We start from the raw sequence: 15,549 nt of genomic DNA, 5'->3' as shown, positions 1-15,549 counted from the left end.
TATGAAGGTAATTGGACTTATAGGAGGAATTAGCTGGGTTTCTACAGTAGATTATTATAAACTTATAAATGAGGGAGTAAATAATCGACTGGGCGGACTTAATTTCTCTGAATGTTTGATTTATTCGTTTAATTATGCCGATATAAAAAGAAATAACGAAAACAGTGATTGGGATTCGACTTTTAAAATGCTTTTTAAAGCTTGCGAATTTTTAAAATCGGGTGGAGCAGAAGCGATTGTTTTATGTGCGAATACAATGCATTTTATTGCCGAAAGACTGGAAGAAGCAATTGGTTTGCCTATTATTCATATTGCCACTGCAACTGCGATAGAAATTCAGAAACAAGAAATTAAAAAAGTAGGTTTGTTGGGGACCAAGTTTACTATGGAACTTGATTTCTTTAAAGATAAACTGACAGAGAAAGGAATCGAAGCTATTATTCCGCAGAATCAGGAAGACAAAGATTTTATTCATACTACTATTTTTGAAGAACTTGGGCGAGGTCTTGTAACTAAATCGACTAAAGAACGTTATTTAGAAATTGCCAATCAATTAATAAAAGAAGGAGCCGAGGGAATTATTTTGGGTTGTACCGAAATTCCTTTGGTTATAAAACCAAAAGACCTTTTGGTCCCTGTTTTTGATACAACTTTAATACATTCAAATGCCGCGGTTGAGTTTCAATTGTCTTAAGAATGTTCAAAAAGAAAAAGCCACGTATTCATTTTTTAATTTGAATTCGTGGCTTTTATATTTTTAAAAAGATGTTATTTTTTAGGAGTAGGTTTTACAATTTCCGGAATTATTACCTTCTTCTTGTAAATTGGAATAAAGTAGGAAACGGTGTAGTTAAATCCAATTCCAAAACTACCATCGTATGTTCTGTTAAAACCAGGAATATAAAGATTATCAAAACCGCTAGGTTTTGCATTAGCTACTAACATTTTTAACTGAACACCAAAACCAACAAATACGTTATTAAAAACTTTAGCTTTTACGCCCATAACAACTTCTATCCATCCTGCTGTAAGTCCATTAAATTTTTGACCATCAACAACTGGAGGTTGTTCTCCCCAATACGGATTTGGATTGTAAATTTTGTACGTATTTAATTGTTGACTAAATGTACTAAAACCTCCTCGCATACCAATTGTAATTAAGTTTTCCATATCAAGCCAGTTTTGATACAAATTATAGTCAAAACCTCCTTTAATATACGTTCCAGTTGCAGTCGAGTTTAATCTGTCATCGTCTGTAGTTTTGTCTTCAAAACCAAGTTCAGCGGCCAAATAGTATTTTTTCGTCAAACGAAAATCTCCAGTAAATTCAACTCCTTTATAGTCTTTGTCATAAAAACCACGAGTTAATTTGTACAAATCGACTCCAACACGAAGGCCATAACGATCAGTTTTGATACTGTCGGGTTTTACTTCCTGAATTTCAGGTTTAGCAGTTGGAGTCTTCGGTTTTTGTTTTGTAGTTTCTTTTGCTATTGTTGTCGTTGACGTTTCTTGAGCATGACCTAAAAACATTGAAAACAATAGGCAAAAACTAAAAGTATACTTTAATATGTATGTCATTTTCATTGTCAATGTTATATTTTTGAATGATAACTCTTTGCATCCATAAACCATCACCAGCAGGATCTGTTTGCTCAAAAGGAGATGATATTGGCGCAATAGTCGAAGTTGGATTTAATGTAAAAATAGTTTTAAAACCACAAGCTCTTGATACATATACATCCTGATGTGTATAATTAAATTTTATAACATCTGTATTTATAGCAGCAGGATTAAGATTTGTTGCGTCAAAAATAAAGCTATAAGTAGTGCTATTTGCGTTAGTTTTTAACGGAATAGAAATTTTGTTACTATTTGTTATGTACTTTCCAGTAGCAGTTCCGGTTGGATTAAAAACAATTCCATTAGTTTCGCCTTCGCCAACTACTTTTAAATTGGTTACATTTTTAGGTGTCGTTGGAGCAGTAATTTCATAAAATGCAATTACTAATCGGGGAGTTGTAGGAGTATTTGCATCGCAAATATCATCTTTCTCACAGCTTGATAAACCAAAAGTAAAGACTAATAAAAGAGCTATTATTTTTTTCATTAATTTGTTATCTAAGTTCTAAAAGTACAACATTTTCGACGTGATGCGTTTGCGGAAACATATCAACAGGTCTAACGCGTGTAACTTTGTATTTTTCGTCCATTAAAGCTAAATCACGCGCTTGTGTTGCTGAGTTACAGCTTACGTAAACTACTTTTTTAGCTCCAATTTTTAGGATTTGATCAATAACTGCTGCATGCATTCCGTCTCTTGGTGGATCTGTAATAATAACATCCGGTTTTCCGTGTTGCGCAATGAAGCTTTCGTTAAACACGACTTTCATATCACCTACAAAAAACTCACAATTCGTAATATTATTGCGTTCTGCATTTGCTTTAGCGTCTAAAATTGCTTCAGGAACACTTTCGACACCAATTACTTTTTTTGCTTTCTTAGAAACAAATTGTGCGATAGTTCCCGTTCCGGTATATAAATCGTAAACAATTTCATCTCCGGTAAGTCCTGCAAAATCGCGTGTAATTTTGTACAATTCGTAGGCCTGATCAGAATTGGTTTGGTAAAAAGATTTAGCATTGATACTAAATTTTAAACCTTCCATTTCTTCCAGGATATAATCTCTACCTTTATATAGCTTAATATCCTGATCGTAGATTGTATCGTTTTGTTTTGCGTTTACAACATATTGCAATGAAGTAATTTGAGGGAATTTCTCGTATAAATGATCTAAAACTAATTCGCGGTTCTTTTTATCATTTTCAAAAAACTGAATTAAAACCATGATTTCACCTGTAGATGCAGTACGAATCATTAGGGTTCTAAGTAAACCAGAATGTTCTCTTGGATTAAAGAATGCAAGGTTATGTTTGTTGGCAAAATCTCTAATTTCGTTTCTAATAGCATTTGAAGGATCTTCTTGCAAATGACATTTTTGAATGTCAAGAATTTTATCCCACATTTTTGGAATATGAAATCCTAAGGCATTTCTATTTCCTAAATCTTCAGTGCTTTCAATTTCCTTTTCAGTTAACCAACGGCTGTTAGAAAATGAAAATTCCATTTTATTTCTATAGAAAAACTTTTTCTCAGAACCCAAAATATCTTCGAATTCAGGAAGTTCAACTTTTCCTATACGTTGCAAATGATTTTTTACTTCGTTTTGTTTGTAATACAACTGTTGGCTGTATTTCATATTTTGCCATTTACATCCTCCACAAACTCCAAAATGATCGCAGATTGGTTCAATACGATGCTCTGATAATTCGTGAAATTTTACGGCTTTGCCCTCATAATAGGCTTTTCTTTTCTTAAAAGTTTGTACGTCCACCACATCGCCCGGAACGACATTCGGAATAAAGATTACTTTTCCGTCAGGAGCCTTTGCTACTGATACTCCTTTTGCGCCAGCATCAAGAACTTGAATTTGGTGAAAGACAACTTTGTCTGTATTTTTTCTTCCCATAGCGCAAAAATAAGTGTTTATAAATTTAATTTTTAAAATATTTTATCAAATTCTTTAATTTGTTAGTTTAAATGAGTTTAAAAGTTAACTTTGTTTTTGTCAATAGTCTCCAAAAGCTATGTTTTAACCTATAGTATTGTTGTTTTTTATGAAATTGTATCATAATCTTTCACAAATTAGCTTTTTAAAAAAAAGTTATGCCTTCAAGTTTTTGTTTGTAGCTTTTATAGGTATACACATCCCTTTGATTGGAATTTTGTTTTTTGTGCTTTATTACAATCATAGTGTTTCGCCTACTTCAATTTTGGTTTTCTCCTTATTAATGACTTTGCTGGCGACTCTAATAACGCTTTTGGTTTTGAATCAATTAATAAAACCTATTTCTATTGCTTCAAAAGCATTAGACGATTATAGAAGTAATAGAAAACTGTCTCTTTTACCTACGGAATATACTGATGAAGCTGGTTTATTATTATGTAATATTCAGGAGTCTATTTTTGAGGCCGAGAGTTTTATAAACGAGAAACAGGATTTGATTTATATGCTTTCTCATGATTTGAAAAATTTTGCCGGAAATCCGCAAGGTTTGGCGAAATTGATAATTAGCGAAAATCCATCAGACTCTGTTCGTCAATTGGCAGAGTTAATTTGCGAGTCGACAAATTTGCAATTTAGATATATTGAAAATTTCATCAAGTTATTGCAAGAACAAGATAGAGTTGTAAAAGGAAATCTTGAATTGAGAACGGTATTTTTTCCAAGTATTTTACCTTTTATTAATGAGCAGCTAGAACAACGTTTGGAGGATAAGAATATAAAACTGAGTTTGGATGTTGAGTTAACTGAAGCTAGTCTTAGAATTGATGATGGTTTATTGGTGCAGGTTTTGGTAAACTTGATTAGCAATGCGATTAAGTTCTCTTATTTTGATAGTGAAATTAAGGTTCGAATTTTTAGTGAAAATTCTAAAGTAATAATAACGGTTACTGATAACGGAATTGGCTTTGATAAAGATCAGATTGATGAGTTGTTTAAAAAATTCACTAAAATGAGCCGATTAGGCACAGCCAACGAATCATCAACCGGAATTGGTTTGTATTTGTGTAAAAAGATTATCGAAAAAAATAACGGTAAACTTTCGGCTTCCAGCGAAGGAAAAAATAAAGGAGCTGAATTTAGAATTGAGTTTGAAGCTTAGATTTGTGCTTTTAAAAATAAAAAAAGTGAGTTTTGATTTCGTCTGAAATTAAGCTCACTTTTTTATTTTTAATAAGCAAAATCATTTTGATAAAATGGTTTTGGTTTTCCTTCTACACATTCTACTCCAAATGGAGGTTTGATAATATCACAAGTGGACATGATATTCCATTTTTTATCAAATGCAGTTTGTGCCTCGGTATATGCTTTTACTTTTGTAAGAAAAGCCTCTTTGTCTATTTTTTTAGAGTAAATGATATAACTTGCAACGCCTCCACAAGCTTTTGAGCCGAGAGCAGTAATCTCCCAATTATTTGAATCTGTGCAAGCTTCTGAATTTACTAAAGAACTTGTAATAATCTCCTGATACATTTTGTCCAGTTTTTTTGATTCATTTTCTTTAGGATCATCATTGTTGGTGCAAGAAGTAAACGCGAGGCAAATCGCAAATAATAAAAAACTTAATTTTTTCATGGTTAATGATTTCAAGGTTAGTTAGTTATTAGATGGTTTGATAAACAAATGGTTGCGTCAAAATAAACAAAATAAAAAACTTAGAACCTCAGAACCTCAGTGTCTCAGTACCTTCTTAAATTACCATAAATGATGAACAGAAGGTTTTATATATTCTTCGTAAATCGCGTTCATGGCCGAGATTTTTTCTGGAGTTAGTTTTGGCAAATCATAAACAGATAAGTTCGACAAAACATGATTCTTGGTAGATGCACCTGGAATAATACAGCTAATATCTTCAAAACTTAAAATCCATTGTAAAGCAATAGGTGCAAGATTGGTTGTTTCGGGAAATAGAGCTTTTAGTTTTTCAACCGCTTTTAATGCTAATTCATAATCAATACCAGAAAAAGTTTCGCCTTTATCGAATGCGTCTCCGTTTCGATTAAAGTTGCGATGATCTTGTGCGTCAAAAGTTGTTTTCGCATCAAATTTACCCGTTAAAAGTCCGCTTGCTAAAGGAACTCTGGCAATAATCCCAATATCTTTTTTTCTCGCTTCTGCGAAAAATAATTGAGAGGGACGCTGACGAAACAAATTAAAAATTATCTGTACTGTTGTTACATTCGAATATTCGATTGCTTTTAAGGCTTCTTCGACTTTTTCGACACTAACGCCCAGATTCAAAATTTTTCCTTGATCTTTTAAACGATCAAACATTTCGAAAATCTCCGGACGATAAAAAACTTCGGTAGGAGGACAATGTAACTGAATTAAATCTAGTGTTTCTAATCCCATTCTTTTTAAACTGTCTTCAACAAACTTTTGAAGCACTTTTGGCTGATAGCCTTCACTAACATGCGGATTAATATGGCGACCACATTTTGTAGCTACATAAATACGCTCAGAACGTGATCGAACTACGCGTCCAACAGCAGTTTCGCTTAAACCATTTTCGTAGACATCGGCAGTATCAATAAAATTTACGCCATTGTCTATTGCGGTGTTCAAAAGTTCGTCTGCTGTTTTATTATCAAAAGCAGATCCCCATTTTCCGCCAACTTGCCAAGTACCAAGTGATATTTCGGATATATTAAAGTTTGTTTTTCCTAGTTTTCGGTAGTTCATATTTTGAGGTTCAAAGGTTCAGAGGTTCATAGGGACGAAAGGGACAAAGGTTTTTTGTAGAGGCGCACAGCAGTGCGTCTTTTTGTGTCCTTATGTTTTTTACAAGAGATAAGGTTTAGATATGGAAAGGCGCAAAGGTTTTAGGATTAGTTTAGAAAACTTTGTACCTATGAACCTTTGCGCCTTTGAACATTTTTTAATCAAATAAATCCGAAGACAGATAGCGATCGCCGCGGTCGCAAATAACCGCTACAATAACGCCTGATTCTAGTTGTTCAGCAATTTTTAAAGCAACAGCAACAGAACCACCGCTACTCATTCCGGCAAAAACACCTTCTTCGAGAGCTAGCCTTTTTGTCATTATTCGGGCTTCTTCTTCGCTCACATCAACAACCGTATCTACTTTTGAAGCATCAAATATTTTGGGTAAATATTCTTGTGGCCATTTGCGAATTCCGGGAATCTGAGATCCATCGCTTGGTTGAGCACCTACGATTTGAATTGCAGGATTTTTTTCTTTTAAATAAGTCGAAGTTCCAATGATCGTTCCTGTAGTTCCCATTGCCGAAACAAAATGAGTTACAGTTCCCTCAGTGTCATTCCATATTTCAGGACCAGTAGTTTTATAATGCGCTTTCCAGTTGTCATCGTTTGCAAATTGATTTAGCATCAAATAACCGCCTTCTGCGACCTTTTTGTCGGCATAGTCACGCGAACCAATAATTCCTTCGCTAGCGGGCGTTAAAATCACTGTAGCGCCATATGCTCGCATGGTTTGAGTTCTTTCTTTTGTTGAATCTTCCGGTAAAACCAATTCTATCTCGATTTGAAACAATTGAGCGATCATTGCAAGCGCAATTCCGGTATTCCCACTTGTAGCTTCAATTAGTTTGTCACCTTTTTTAATTTCGCCTCTTTCAAGAGCCGAAGCAATCATGTTGTAAGCCGCTCTGTCTTTTACGCTACCGCCCGGATTATTTCCTTCGAGTTTCAGTAAAAGTTTTACGTTTTTATTTTTAACCAAATTGACAGTTTCCATCAAAGGAGTGTTTCCAATTAGGTTTAGCAATTTCTGTGGACCCATTTTATTTTTTTTCTTTTATTTTAACTTCAGTTGTAGTGGTGTTCATGACAATAGAATCTTCGGGAATAGATTTGGTTACCCATGCATTTCCTCCAACGATACTGTTTTTGCCAATAACTGTTGCGCCTCCCAAAATAGTAGCATTAGCATAAATGCAAACGTTTTTTTCGACCGTTGGGTGACGTTTTGCATTTTTCATGTCTTTGCTCACGCTCAAAGCACCTAAAGTAACTCCTTGATAAATTTTTACATGTTTTTCGATCACAGTAGTTTCTCCAATTACAATACCTGTCGCGTGATCTATAAAAAATGGCGATGCAATTTTGGCACCTGCATGAATATCGGTTCCGGTAATTCTATGTGCATATTCACTCATTAATCTTGAAAAAAGTAATAAATCAAGACAATACAATTCGTGACTTAATCTGTAAATCGCGATTGCATAAAAACCCGGATAGCCTAAATAAACTTCGTCGATACTATTTGAAGCAGGATCATTTTCTAAAATATATTCGGCATCCTGATTTAGTTTTTCTAAAACACCAGGAAGTTTTTCCAGAAATCGATCCCAAATCGATTCGCATAAATTTTCGGGCTTTTTGCAGGCCAAAACAGCAATTTCTTTAAAGCATTTTTCAAGTTCATTGATACTTTCGTCCAGCGCAGCATTCGAATCAAAAAGAGTATAAAAAAGCTTCTCAGTAAAATTTTCAGTTTTGGTTTTGATTCCGTAATTTATGTTTGAATGGCTTTTTAAGGCTCTAATGTTTTGTATGATAGTTTCTTTTGTCACAATTGTAAAATTGAGTGGATAATTTAAAACGTTAAAAGTAAGGTGTTTTTTGTAAATAAAGGCACGAATTTTATAAAGAAATTTTGTGTTGCAAATGCTATTTGTGATAAATAAAAGAATCATAAATACGATTATTTTATATGATTCTTAAGAAGTTAAATACGTAAATTAGCCAGTAAAAATTATAAAAATGAAAAACAATTCGACTTTTAAGAGCGCTATTTCTGATTTGGATTTTCCGGTAAGTGAGAAAATTTTCGGAAAATCAATACACGACCCCATTTTAGGCCTTATTATTAAAGATTATCCATCGTTTAATGAAACGGATTGTATTGCTGTTAAAGAGTTAAATGAATACCGTCAGAAATACATTTCTAATTATTTATCGACAGAAATAGGTGCGCTGTCTGATCTTGAAAAAAGCGTAATACTATCGTTAAAAGAAGATAAATCGATTGTAACCACTGTGGAAGATGAACCTGAGACAAGAAATTTTGGACAAAGGGTAGCAGATCAGGTTGCAGATTTTGGAGGAAGCTGGACTTTTATAATTTCTTTTTTAGCATTTATAGTAGTCTGGATTGGTTCGAATGTATATATTTTGGTTAATAAAGGATTTGATCCATATCCGTTTATTTTGCTGAATTTGATTTTATCCTGTGTTGCTGCGTTGCAAGCTCCGGTAATTATGATGAGTCAAAATCGTCAGGAAGAAAAGGATAGAAGCAGAGCTAAAAAAGATTATATGATTAACCTAAAATCAGAATTAGAGATCAGAATGATTCATGATAAAATTGATCATTTAATCATGCATCAGCAACAAGAATTAATCGAAATTCAAAAAGTTCAAATTGAAATGATGAACGATATTTTGAATCAAATCAAAAAATAAATTCTTACAAAAACTTAAATGTAAAAGTGTTTGTAATAATAACCGCCAAACATAAAAAGGAGATTTATTATACCAAAAATCCAAAGTGGTTTTTTATAGTTTTTAGATTTGTCTAAAAAATGAAAAGCCAAAATTACCAAAAATAAAAGCCAAGAATAGAGTGCCGGATACATCTTGAAAGCGGCTAAAAATTCGCCTTGAAAAAGTAAGAAAAAAGCACGTTGAAAACCACACCCTAAACAGTCAAATCCGAAGAGCATTTTGAAGGGGCAGGGAAGCATGAAATTTTCCAAATTCGAGTGTTTTATTTTATGCAATTTTACGAAAAAAAGATGGAGCTTGTTTCAAAGAGAATGAACTACTAGTTTAAAGTTTTATACTTTTGAAATCTTAATACCTAATAAAAATGAAAGCGTTTAAAATTTTAATAATGATTCTTGCGATTTCGGTTGCATTATATGAGCAAGTTTCAGCAGACAAAAATATCTATATAACAGTAATTGCAATTGTAGTTTTTATGTTTGGCATGATGCAGTTGAGTGCAAAAACACCGAGTAAAAATCAAGATAAAGAAGAGCAGGATGTTGACTAAAGGAGATAAGGTTTCGCTTTTAGACGAAGCTATAAACGGAACGGTAGTTTCAGTGAAAAACAATGAGGTTTTGATTGAAACGGAGGATGGATTTATGATGACATTTTTTGTCAATGAATTACTTAAAATGCAAGAATCCAGTAATTTAATGAATTCTATTAAAAGAATTAATTTAGATGAGATTTCGAAAGAGAAAACAGAGCCAAAACCGCGAAGTTTTGTCAAAGAAAAGAAGGATAAGCGCGAAATTTCGGCTCCGGAATTTGATTTGCATATTGAAAAATTGGTTCCAAATAAACGCGGAATGTCTAATTATGATATTCTAACTTTGCAAACTGAAACGGCAAAAAGACATATCGAATTTGCGATTAGAAATCGTATTCCGAAGATTGTTTTTATTCACGGTGTTGGCGAAGGAATTTTAAAAGCCGAACTGGATTTTTTATTAGGTCGTTATGACGGTGTAGATTTTCAGGACGCCAATTATCAAAAATATGGCTTAGGCGCAACAGAAGTTTACTTTAGGCAAAACACTAAATAAGTGTCTTTTTTTAGTTTTAAAACCGTTGATTTTAGAGCATAAAAAAACGTCCGTTTTTCATTCTAATTTACTACTAAATTAGCTTAGAAAAACGGACGTTTTTTTGTAGGATTAAAAGCGATTTTTTAGCTCTATTTAAAACCTGTTTTTATTTTAGTTATAGTGTCGTTATAGCAGTTCCTAATAGAAAACTAGTTCCAAGCTTAAATGAACTATTGCCTTTTCTTAATACTGCATTTTCAAGAACAACTCTATGTCTGAAAATTTTCCCACTTACGTCTACAGTTGTTGTTACCTTTATAATTCCACTTACATTTGCTTCGCCATCTTTTCCGTACCAGCTATCTAATACAGGAGGTGTTGTTGGTGTTTTTTCAATACAAAAATAGTCTGAGGTGTCTTGTGGTAAAGTACCACTATAGGTTCTGTAATAAACCTTATTCAGTGTATTGTTTGAGTTGATCAGACTGGTTCTTGAAGTTCCTACAGGAGTAACTACATTAACAATTAATAAAGGGTCTAAATTCTCGATAGTAAGAGAAGATACACCATTATCATTATAAACTTTTTTGTTGGTATCACAATAAATTGCATCCTCATCAGTAAAATTTACAACCACAGGAGTTACTGTTGTTTTGAGATCTCCAAAACCAATTTCCGGCATTACTTGTTTAATATCGCCAGGTTTTAAAAACGTCACATTTTTTAAATTAATACTATGAACATACCCCGTTATTTTACTACTTCCAGTAGTTTGATCTGTTTCTTCAACTTGAGCCGTTGCAATTTCAATTACACCAGCAATTGCAAGCCATTCTTGTGTTACATTAGGTGTTTTTGGCGGTATTAAGTTACAAATATTTGCAGTTGCTACTGCGCCATCGTATGCTCTGTATAAATAGCGGTACGAACCATTTCCTCCTGTTTCGATGTTATAAATTACCGGAGCGTCCTTTAGTGTTGGATCATTTGTAATACTTCCCGGAGGTAATTGTAATAATAAAGCTTCCTGAGGTTTAAGTTTGTAAATTAAAGTATTAGCAGTAGGATCGCAAGTTTGCGGTGTAATATTTTCAAAATCAACAGAATCTACTGTTAAATCACCATCATCGCAACCATTTAATAAAAGCGCTAATAATAGAAGGCTTGCATATTTTTTCATTGTAATTTTATTTGACGTCAAAAATAGTGAAAAATTTGGCAAATGATATTCAAGATTAGACAATTGATATTTCTTAACTTTGCAGCAATGAAAAAAGTATACCTCGATAACGCATCTACAACAGCTATACGCCCTGAAGTTATTCAGGAGATGACAAAAGTTATGACCGAAGATTTTGGTAATCCATCATCAACACACAGTTTTGGACGAAATGGAAAGACTATTTTAGAGCTTTCCAGAAAGAGTATTGCGAAGCATTTAAATTGTGCTGCACAGGAGATTATTTTTACTTCTGGCGGTACTGAAGCTGACAATTGGATTCTTCGTTCTGCTGTCGAAGATCTTAAAATCGAACGCATAATTACAACAAAAATAGAGCATCATGCCGTTCTTCATACGGTTATGGTGTTAGAAGCGGAGTACAATGTTCAGGTCGATTATGTAAAGATAAATCCTGACGGGAGTATAGATTTAACCCATTTGTCAAATTTATTGGCCGAGGAAAAAAAGACAATTGTGAGCTTAATGCACGTAAACAATGAAACCGGAACTATTTTAGATTTGGATAGAGTTGGGGTTATTTGCAAACAATATAATGTTTTATTTCACTCAGATACTGTTCAATCTGTTGGTAAAACCGAGATTGATTTGCAAAAAATACCTGTCGATTTTATTGTAGCAAGTGCACATAAATTTCACGGACCAAAAGGAGTTGGATTTGCTTTTATTCGAAAAAACTCAGGTTTACAACCTTTAATTTTTGGTGGAGAGCAAGAAAAAGGACTTCGTGCAGGTACCGAAGCTGTGCATCAAATTGCGGGAATGGCAAAAGCTTTGTCGATTTCGTATGAAAATTTGGAACTGGAAAGAACTCAAATAACTGATATAAAAATGTATCTTATTGATCAACTAGAGATTCATTTTCCTGGATTTAGAATCAATGGTAAAAAAGACGATTTTTATAATATAATCAATATCATTTTACCTTTTTCTGAAGATAAAACTGCTATGCTTTTGTTTAGTTTGGATATGAAGGGAATTGCGGTTTCGAGAGGAAGTGCTTGCCAATCCGGAAGCGTAAAACCATCGCACGTTTTGAAAGAAATGCTTTCGGAGACGGATTTAAAATTGCCAAATCTCCGAATTTCATTTAGTCATTTTAACACGAAAGATGATACTGATTACTTAATTCAATGCTTGAAAACGGTTTAGTTTTTTAGGTTCAGAGGTGCAAAGAGACAAAGGTTCGTAGCTGAAATTCAGAATTTTAGATATTAAAATATCCTTCGATTTCGCTCAGGAGGACATTGTAAATCTGTCAGACTGAGCGAAGTCGAAGTCAATTATTTTCTAATAACTCTTACTTGTGAATCATTGGTTAACTTGATAATTGTCGAAGGTTTTCCGGCAACTCTATCGTGATATAAATTAACTACATAATCTACACCTTTAACTATTTCAGGATTAATATCTTTAAAAGCAATTGGTGTAGGTTGTCCCGAAATATTAGCCGATGTTGAAACCAATGGTTTTTTCATGCGCTCTAATAATTTAAAACAAAAAGGCTCTTTTACCAATCGAACACCCAATGAATTATCTGCAGCGATAATATTTGCTGCTACATTTCTTGGTTCGTCCAGAATTAAAGTGGTTGGTTTTTCGGATAAATCCAAGATTTGCCAAGCTACTTCGGGAATGTTTTTAAATACATTATACATCATTTTTTCCCCGTTCATCAAGACAATCATACTTTGGGTTTCAGCACGTTGTTTTAGTTTGTATATTTTGGCAACAGCTTCTGGATTTGTAGCATCGCAACCAATTCCCCAAACGGTATCGGTAGGATAAAGAATGATTCCTCCATCTTTTATCACTTCGTATGCTTTTAATATTTCTTCAGTAATCATAAAATTTTATATATAACAGTAGTTGCAAATATACGGATTATCATTTTTGCAATATTTAATCATTTATAAATAAAAGAGGATACTCCTTGATTTTATATTGATGATGCAGCACATATAAGTTTAATAATCGCTCTGATATGAATCCAAAAATTCGTTTTTGGTAATCATCTTCCGGAAGTGTAATATTTTTTTGTAATTCAAATAATACATCAAAAAGCCAAGAATGGTATTCATCCCATATTTTTTTAGATGTAATCATCATATTACATTCGTAAAATTTATTGTTGTTGTCAAGGTATTTTTCGATACTCTTTTCGTATTCTGGATACTTTTGAATGATAATTTCTTTTGTTTTGTCCCAATCAGATTTACGATGAAAAAGTTCGTAATCTTCTGTTATTGTAATCTTCATTTTTCTCGCTCTGGGCATAATAATATCATATGATTTTAAATCATTTGTAATTATTTTTTTATGCTCTTCGGTAGAAGTTGTTGCTATTTTATGTTTTTCGAAATTTACTGCCGAAATTCTTTTTTGAGTAGAAGGTTTTAGGCTTAGTTTATTAGGAAAAAAATTGAAATATCGTCTATAATGGCATAAACCAATATAACCGTCGTCATTCAGATTTTTCCAAAGCCAGTAACAAGCTGTAAGTTCACAAAAATTATCGTTTTGTGATGCAATATTATCAAGTGTATTATCCTGATAAATACCTTCAAAAATAATTGGATTTACACCACTATTTACTTGAAAAGATTGGTATAAATCGTTGTTTAAGTAAGGAATAGCTTTGTGTGTGATATTAAATATTTTCATTTATTAAAGTATTAAGATAATTCTTTTTTAGCTGAAGTCAGGGCAGAAGCGATGACTTGGTGCATATCATAATATTTGTATTCAGATAATCTTCCTCCAAAAATTACATTTTCTTCTTGTAGAGATAATTTCTTGTATTCTTCAAACAAAGCTTGATTTTTAGCATCATTTATCGGATAAAAGGCTTCTTTATTAATATCCCATTCCTGAGGATATTCTTTTGTAATTACAGTTTTAGCTTGTTTGCCAAATTCAAAATGTTTGTGTTCGATAATTCTGGTAAATTCATACTCGGCGTCGTTGTAATTAACAACAGCATTTCCTTGAAAATTATCAGTATCCAAAACTTCATTTATAAAATTAAGAGATCTGTATTCTAAAATTCCCAATTTATAACCGTAAAACTCATCGATTTTACCTGTAAAAACTATTTTTTTAGCCTGCTTGTCAAATTTTTTTTTATCCGAAAAATAATCGACACCAGTCTGAACATCAATATCTTTTAATAAACCATCGATTAATTTATTATATCCACCAATTGGAATTCCCTGATATTTGTCGTTAAAATAATTATTGTCAAATGTAAATCGAACGGGCAATCTTTTGATGATAAAAGCAGGTAATTCAGTTGCTTTTCTTCCCCATTGTTTTTCAGTATATTCTTTAATGAAATTCTCGTAAATATCTTTTCCAACAAGGCTTAAGGCTTGCTCTTCAAGATTTTTTGGATCTTTTACGCCAAAAAGCAAAATTTGCTCTTCTATTTTTGCTTTTGCCTCTTTTGGAGTTATAGTTCCCCAAAGCTGATAAAATGTATTCATATTGAATGGCAAATTATAAAGCTTGTTTTTAGAATAGGCAAGAGGAGAATTTACATAATTATTAAATTCTACAAACTGATTTACATAATCCCAAAGACCTTTATCATTGGTGTGAAAAATGTGAGCACCGTATTTGTGCACATTTATTCCTTCGGTATTTTCGCAATAAACATTACCGCCAGTATGATTTCTTTTATCTAAAACAAGACATTTTTTCCCTGCTTTTGTTGCTTCATGGGCAAAAACTGCTCCGTACAGTCCTGAGCCTACTATTAAATAATCGTAATTACTCATGTTGAAGTTTTAACTTTTTGATTTCAATAAAATAGTAACTGCTTTTCATAGTGCCTAAAAGATGTTTTTAAAATTAGTGGTATTAAGATTATTTTTATTCCTTTTTTAAGGAATAATCATGTATGAATTTATGGTGCAATGTTATAATAAAATTATTAAGTTTTGATATTAAGTTTAGAAAATCATCGAATTATTTTAGACTTAAAAAAAAGAGTTAATTTGATTTTTCTTTAAAAATAGACGTTCTTTTATTCTTCATCAAAAATAAATTATGCATAATTCGAACATTGTAAATGATAGTTTTTGGAAGAAAGAATGCTTTTTTTTCCTTTTTCGGG

Annotated in this window: 18 protein-coding genes; 6 read left to right on the top strand and 12 right to left on the bottom strand. The window is 32.6% G+C overall.

Annotated elements, in window-relative coordinates:
- The first annotated feature begins 1 nt into the window (after position 1).
- A complete protein-coding gene (locus IW18_RS12100) occupies positions 2-694 on the top strand; it encodes an aspartate/glutamate racemase family protein (RefSeq protein WP_041518012.1) in 693 nt (230 codons plus the stop codon).
- A 74-nt stretch (positions 695-768) separates the two neighbouring features.
- Here IW18_RS12100 and IW18_RS12095 read toward each other — a convergent pair whose 3' ends face one another.
- The 3 genes from IW18_RS12095 to rlmD are packed head-to-tail and all read right to left on the bottom strand — an operon-like array spanning position 769 to position 3,530.
- A complete protein-coding gene (locus IW18_RS12095; protein WP_041518098.1) occupies positions 769-1,581 on the bottom strand; it encodes a DUF6048 family protein in 813 nt (270 codons plus the stop codon).
- Positions 1,553-2,110, bottom strand: a complete 558-nt coding sequence (locus tag IW18_RS12090) for a DUF6452 family protein (RefSeq protein WP_041518010.1) — start codon at positions 2,108-2,110, stop codon at positions 1,553-1,555. Before IW18_RS12090 ends, IW18_RS12095 begins: the two co-directional genes overlap by 29 nt.
- A 7-nt stretch (positions 2,111-2,117) precedes the next feature.
- Positions 2,118-3,530 carry a 23S rRNA (uracil(1939)-C(5))-methyltransferase RlmD gene (gene rlmD, locus IW18_RS12085; RefSeq protein WP_041518009.1) on the bottom strand — a complete coding sequence of 471 codons (1,413 nt, stop codon included), beginning with the start codon at positions 3,528-3,530 and terminating at the stop codon, positions 2,118-2,120.
- Between the two features lie 358 nt (positions 3,531-3,888).
- Between rlmD and IW18_RS12080 the strand changes: the two genes are divergently transcribed.
- Positions 3,889-4,728, top strand: coding sequence for a sensor histidine kinase (locus IW18_RS12080; protein WP_240475557.1), 840 nt, complete (start codon positions 3,889-3,891; stop codon positions 4,726-4,728).
- A 68-nt stretch (positions 4,729-4,796) separates the two neighbouring features.
- Here the strand turns inward: IW18_RS12080 and IW18_RS12075 are convergent, their stop codons facing one another.
- The 4 genes from IW18_RS12075 to epsC all read right to left on the bottom strand — a co-directional run bounded on the left by IW18_RS12075 (position 4,797) and on the right by epsC (position 8,185).
- A complete protein-coding gene (locus IW18_RS12075) occupies positions 4,797-5,201 on the bottom strand; it encodes a hypothetical protein (protein ID WP_052480155.1) in 405 nt (134 codons plus the stop codon).
- Positions 5,202-5,321: 120 nt separating this feature from the next.
- Positions 5,322-6,308 carry an aldo/keto reductase gene (locus IW18_RS12070; protein WP_041518005.1) on the bottom strand — a complete coding sequence of 329 codons (987 nt, stop codon included), beginning with the start codon at positions 6,306-6,308 and terminating at the stop codon, positions 5,322-5,324.
- A gap of 196 nt (positions 6,309-6,504) precedes the next feature.
- On the bottom strand, positions 6,505-7,392 hold the full coding sequence (cysM, locus tag IW18_RS12065; protein WP_041518004.1) for a cysteine synthase CysM: 888 nt from the start codon (positions 7,390-7,392) through the stop codon (positions 6,505-6,507).
- A 1-nt stretch (position 7,393) separates the two neighbouring features.
- The gene (gene epsC / locus IW18_RS12060) at positions 7,394-8,185 is read right to left on the bottom strand and encodes a serine O-acetyltransferase EpsC (RefSeq protein WP_041518096.1); all 792 of its coding nucleotides are present in this window, start codon (positions 8,183-8,185) and stop codon (positions 7,394-7,396) included.
- A 190-nt stretch (positions 8,186-8,375) separates the two neighbouring features.
- Here epsC and IW18_RS12055 point away from each other — a divergent pair, with 190 nt between their 5' ends.
- The gene (locus IW18_RS12055) at positions 8,376-9,077 is read left to right on the top strand and encodes a DUF1003 domain-containing protein (protein ID WP_041518002.1); all 702 of its coding nucleotides are present in this window, start codon (positions 8,376-8,378) and stop codon (positions 9,075-9,077) included.
- A gap of 14 nt (positions 9,078-9,091) precedes the next feature.
- On the opposite strand, the gene IW18_RS12050 is transcribed toward IW18_RS12055, so the two are convergent.
- Positions 9,092-9,337, bottom strand: coding sequence for a DUF2752 domain-containing protein (locus IW18_RS12050; protein WP_052480154.1), 246 nt, complete (start codon positions 9,335-9,337; stop codon positions 9,092-9,094).
- Between the two features lie 146 nt (positions 9,338-9,483).
- Here IW18_RS12050 and IW18_RS12045 point away from each other — a divergent pair, with 146 nt between their 5' ends.
- On the top strand, positions 9,484-9,669 hold the full coding sequence (locus IW18_RS12045) for a hypothetical protein (protein WP_041517999.1): 186 nt from the start codon (positions 9,484-9,486) through the stop codon (positions 9,667-9,669).
- Positions 9,659-10,210: a Smr/MutS family protein gene (locus tag IW18_RS12040; RefSeq protein WP_041517998.1), complete on the top strand. Its 552-nt coding sequence runs from the start codon at positions 9,659-9,661 to the stop codon at positions 10,208-10,210. The genes IW18_RS12045 and IW18_RS12040 overlap by 11 nt, the downstream gene beginning before the upstream one ends.
- A gap of 157 nt (positions 10,211-10,367) precedes the next feature.
- Here IW18_RS12040 and IW18_RS12035 read toward each other — a convergent pair whose 3' ends face one another.
- Positions 10,368-11,372, bottom strand: a complete 1,005-nt coding sequence (locus tag IW18_RS12035) for a hypothetical protein (protein WP_041517996.1) — start codon at positions 11,370-11,372, stop codon at positions 10,368-10,370.
- A gap of 87 nt (positions 11,373-11,459) precedes the next feature.
- Between IW18_RS12035 and IW18_RS12030 the strand changes: the two genes are divergently transcribed.
- The gene (locus IW18_RS12030) at positions 11,460-12,584 is read left to right on the top strand and encodes a cysteine desulfurase family protein (RefSeq protein WP_041517993.1); all 1,125 of its coding nucleotides are present in this window, start codon (positions 11,460-11,462) and stop codon (positions 12,582-12,584) included.
- 131 nt (positions 12,585-12,715) lie between these two features.
- Here IW18_RS12030 and IW18_RS12025 read toward each other — a convergent pair whose 3' ends face one another.
- The 3 genes from IW18_RS12025 to glf are packed head-to-tail and all read right to left on the bottom strand — an operon-like array spanning position 12,716 to position 15,211.
- Positions 12,716-13,279, bottom strand: coding sequence for an L-threonylcarbamoyladenylate synthase (locus IW18_RS12025; protein ID WP_041517992.1), 564 nt, complete (start codon positions 13,277-13,279; stop codon positions 12,716-12,718).
- Between the two features lie 55 nt (positions 13,280-13,334).
- Positions 13,335-14,096 (bottom strand): DUF4422 domain-containing protein, encoded by a 762-nt coding sequence (locus IW18_RS12020; protein ID WP_052480153.1) that lies wholly within the window; start codon positions 14,094-14,096, stop codon positions 13,335-13,337.
- A gap of 11 nt (positions 14,097-14,107) precedes the next feature.
- Positions 14,108-15,211: a UDP-galactopyranose mutase gene (gene glf / locus IW18_RS12015; RefSeq protein WP_041517991.1), complete on the bottom strand. Its 1,104-nt coding sequence runs from the start codon at positions 15,209-15,211 to the stop codon at positions 14,108-14,110.
- Positions 15,212-15,549 lie beyond the last annotated feature (338 nt).

It is taken from the genome of Flavobacterium hibernum (assembly GCF_000832125.1).
Taxonomy (GTDB): Bacteria; Bacteroidota; Bacteroidia; order Flavobacteriales; family Flavobacteriaceae; genus Flavobacterium; species Flavobacterium hibernum.
This window is presented reverse-complemented; position numbering and strand designations above follow the sequence as displayed.

Coding starts and splice junctions, on each gene's coding strand:
- IW18_RS12100 (WP_041518012.1), top strand. CDS start 2: ATGAAGGTAATTGGACTTATAGGAGGAATTAGCTGGGTTTCTACAGTA.
- IW18_RS12095 (WP_041518098.1), bottom strand. CDS start 1,581: ATGACATACATATTAAAGTATACTTTTAGTTTTTGCCTATTGTTTTCA.
- IW18_RS12090 (WP_041518010.1), bottom strand. CDS start 2,110: ATGAAAAAAATAATAGCTCTTTTATTAGTCTTTACTTTTGGTTTATCA.
- rlmD (WP_041518009.1), bottom strand. CDS start 3,530: ATGGGAAGAAAAAATACAGACAAAGTTGTCTTTCACCAAATTCAAGTT.
- IW18_RS12075 (WP_052480155.1), bottom strand. CDS start 5,201: ATGAAAAAATTAAGTTTTTTATTATTTGCGATTTGCCTCGCGTTTACT.
- IW18_RS12070 (WP_041518005.1), bottom strand. CDS start 6,308: ATGAACTACCGAAAACTAGGAAAAACAAACTTTAATATATCCGAAATA.
- cysM (WP_041518004.1), bottom strand. CDS start 7,392: ATGGGTCCACAGAAATTGCTAAACCTAATTGGAAACACTCCTTTGATG.
- IW18_RS12055 (WP_041518002.1), top strand. CDS start 8,376: ATGAAAAACAATTCGACTTTTAAGAGCGCTATTTCTGATTTGGATTTT.
- IW18_RS12050 (WP_052480154.1), bottom strand. CDS start 9,337: ATGCTCTTCGGATTTGACTGTTTAGGGTGTGGTTTTCAACGTGCTTTT.
- IW18_RS12045 (WP_041517999.1), top strand. CDS start 9,484: ATGAAAGCGTTTAAAATTTTAATAATGATTCTTGCGATTTCGGTTGCA.
- IW18_RS12040 (WP_041517998.1), top strand. CDS start 9,659: ATGTTGACTAAAGGAGATAAGGTTTCGCTTTTAGACGAAGCTATAAAC.
- IW18_RS12035 (WP_041517996.1), bottom strand. CDS start 11,372: ATGAAAAAATATGCAAGCCTTCTATTATTAGCGCTTTTATTAAATGGT.
- IW18_RS12030 (WP_041517993.1), top strand. CDS start 11,460: ATGAAAAAAGTATACCTCGATAACGCATCTACAACAGCTATACGCCCT.
- IW18_RS12025 (WP_041517992.1), bottom strand. CDS start 13,279: ATGATTACTGAAGAAATATTAAAAGCATACGAAGTGATAAAAGATGGA.
- IW18_RS12020 (WP_052480153.1), bottom strand. CDS start 14,096: ATGAAAATATTTAATATCACACACAAAGCTATTCCTTACTTAAACAAC.
- glf (WP_041517991.1), bottom strand. CDS start 15,211: ATGAGTAATTACGATTATTTAATAGTAGGCTCAGGACTGTACGGAGCA.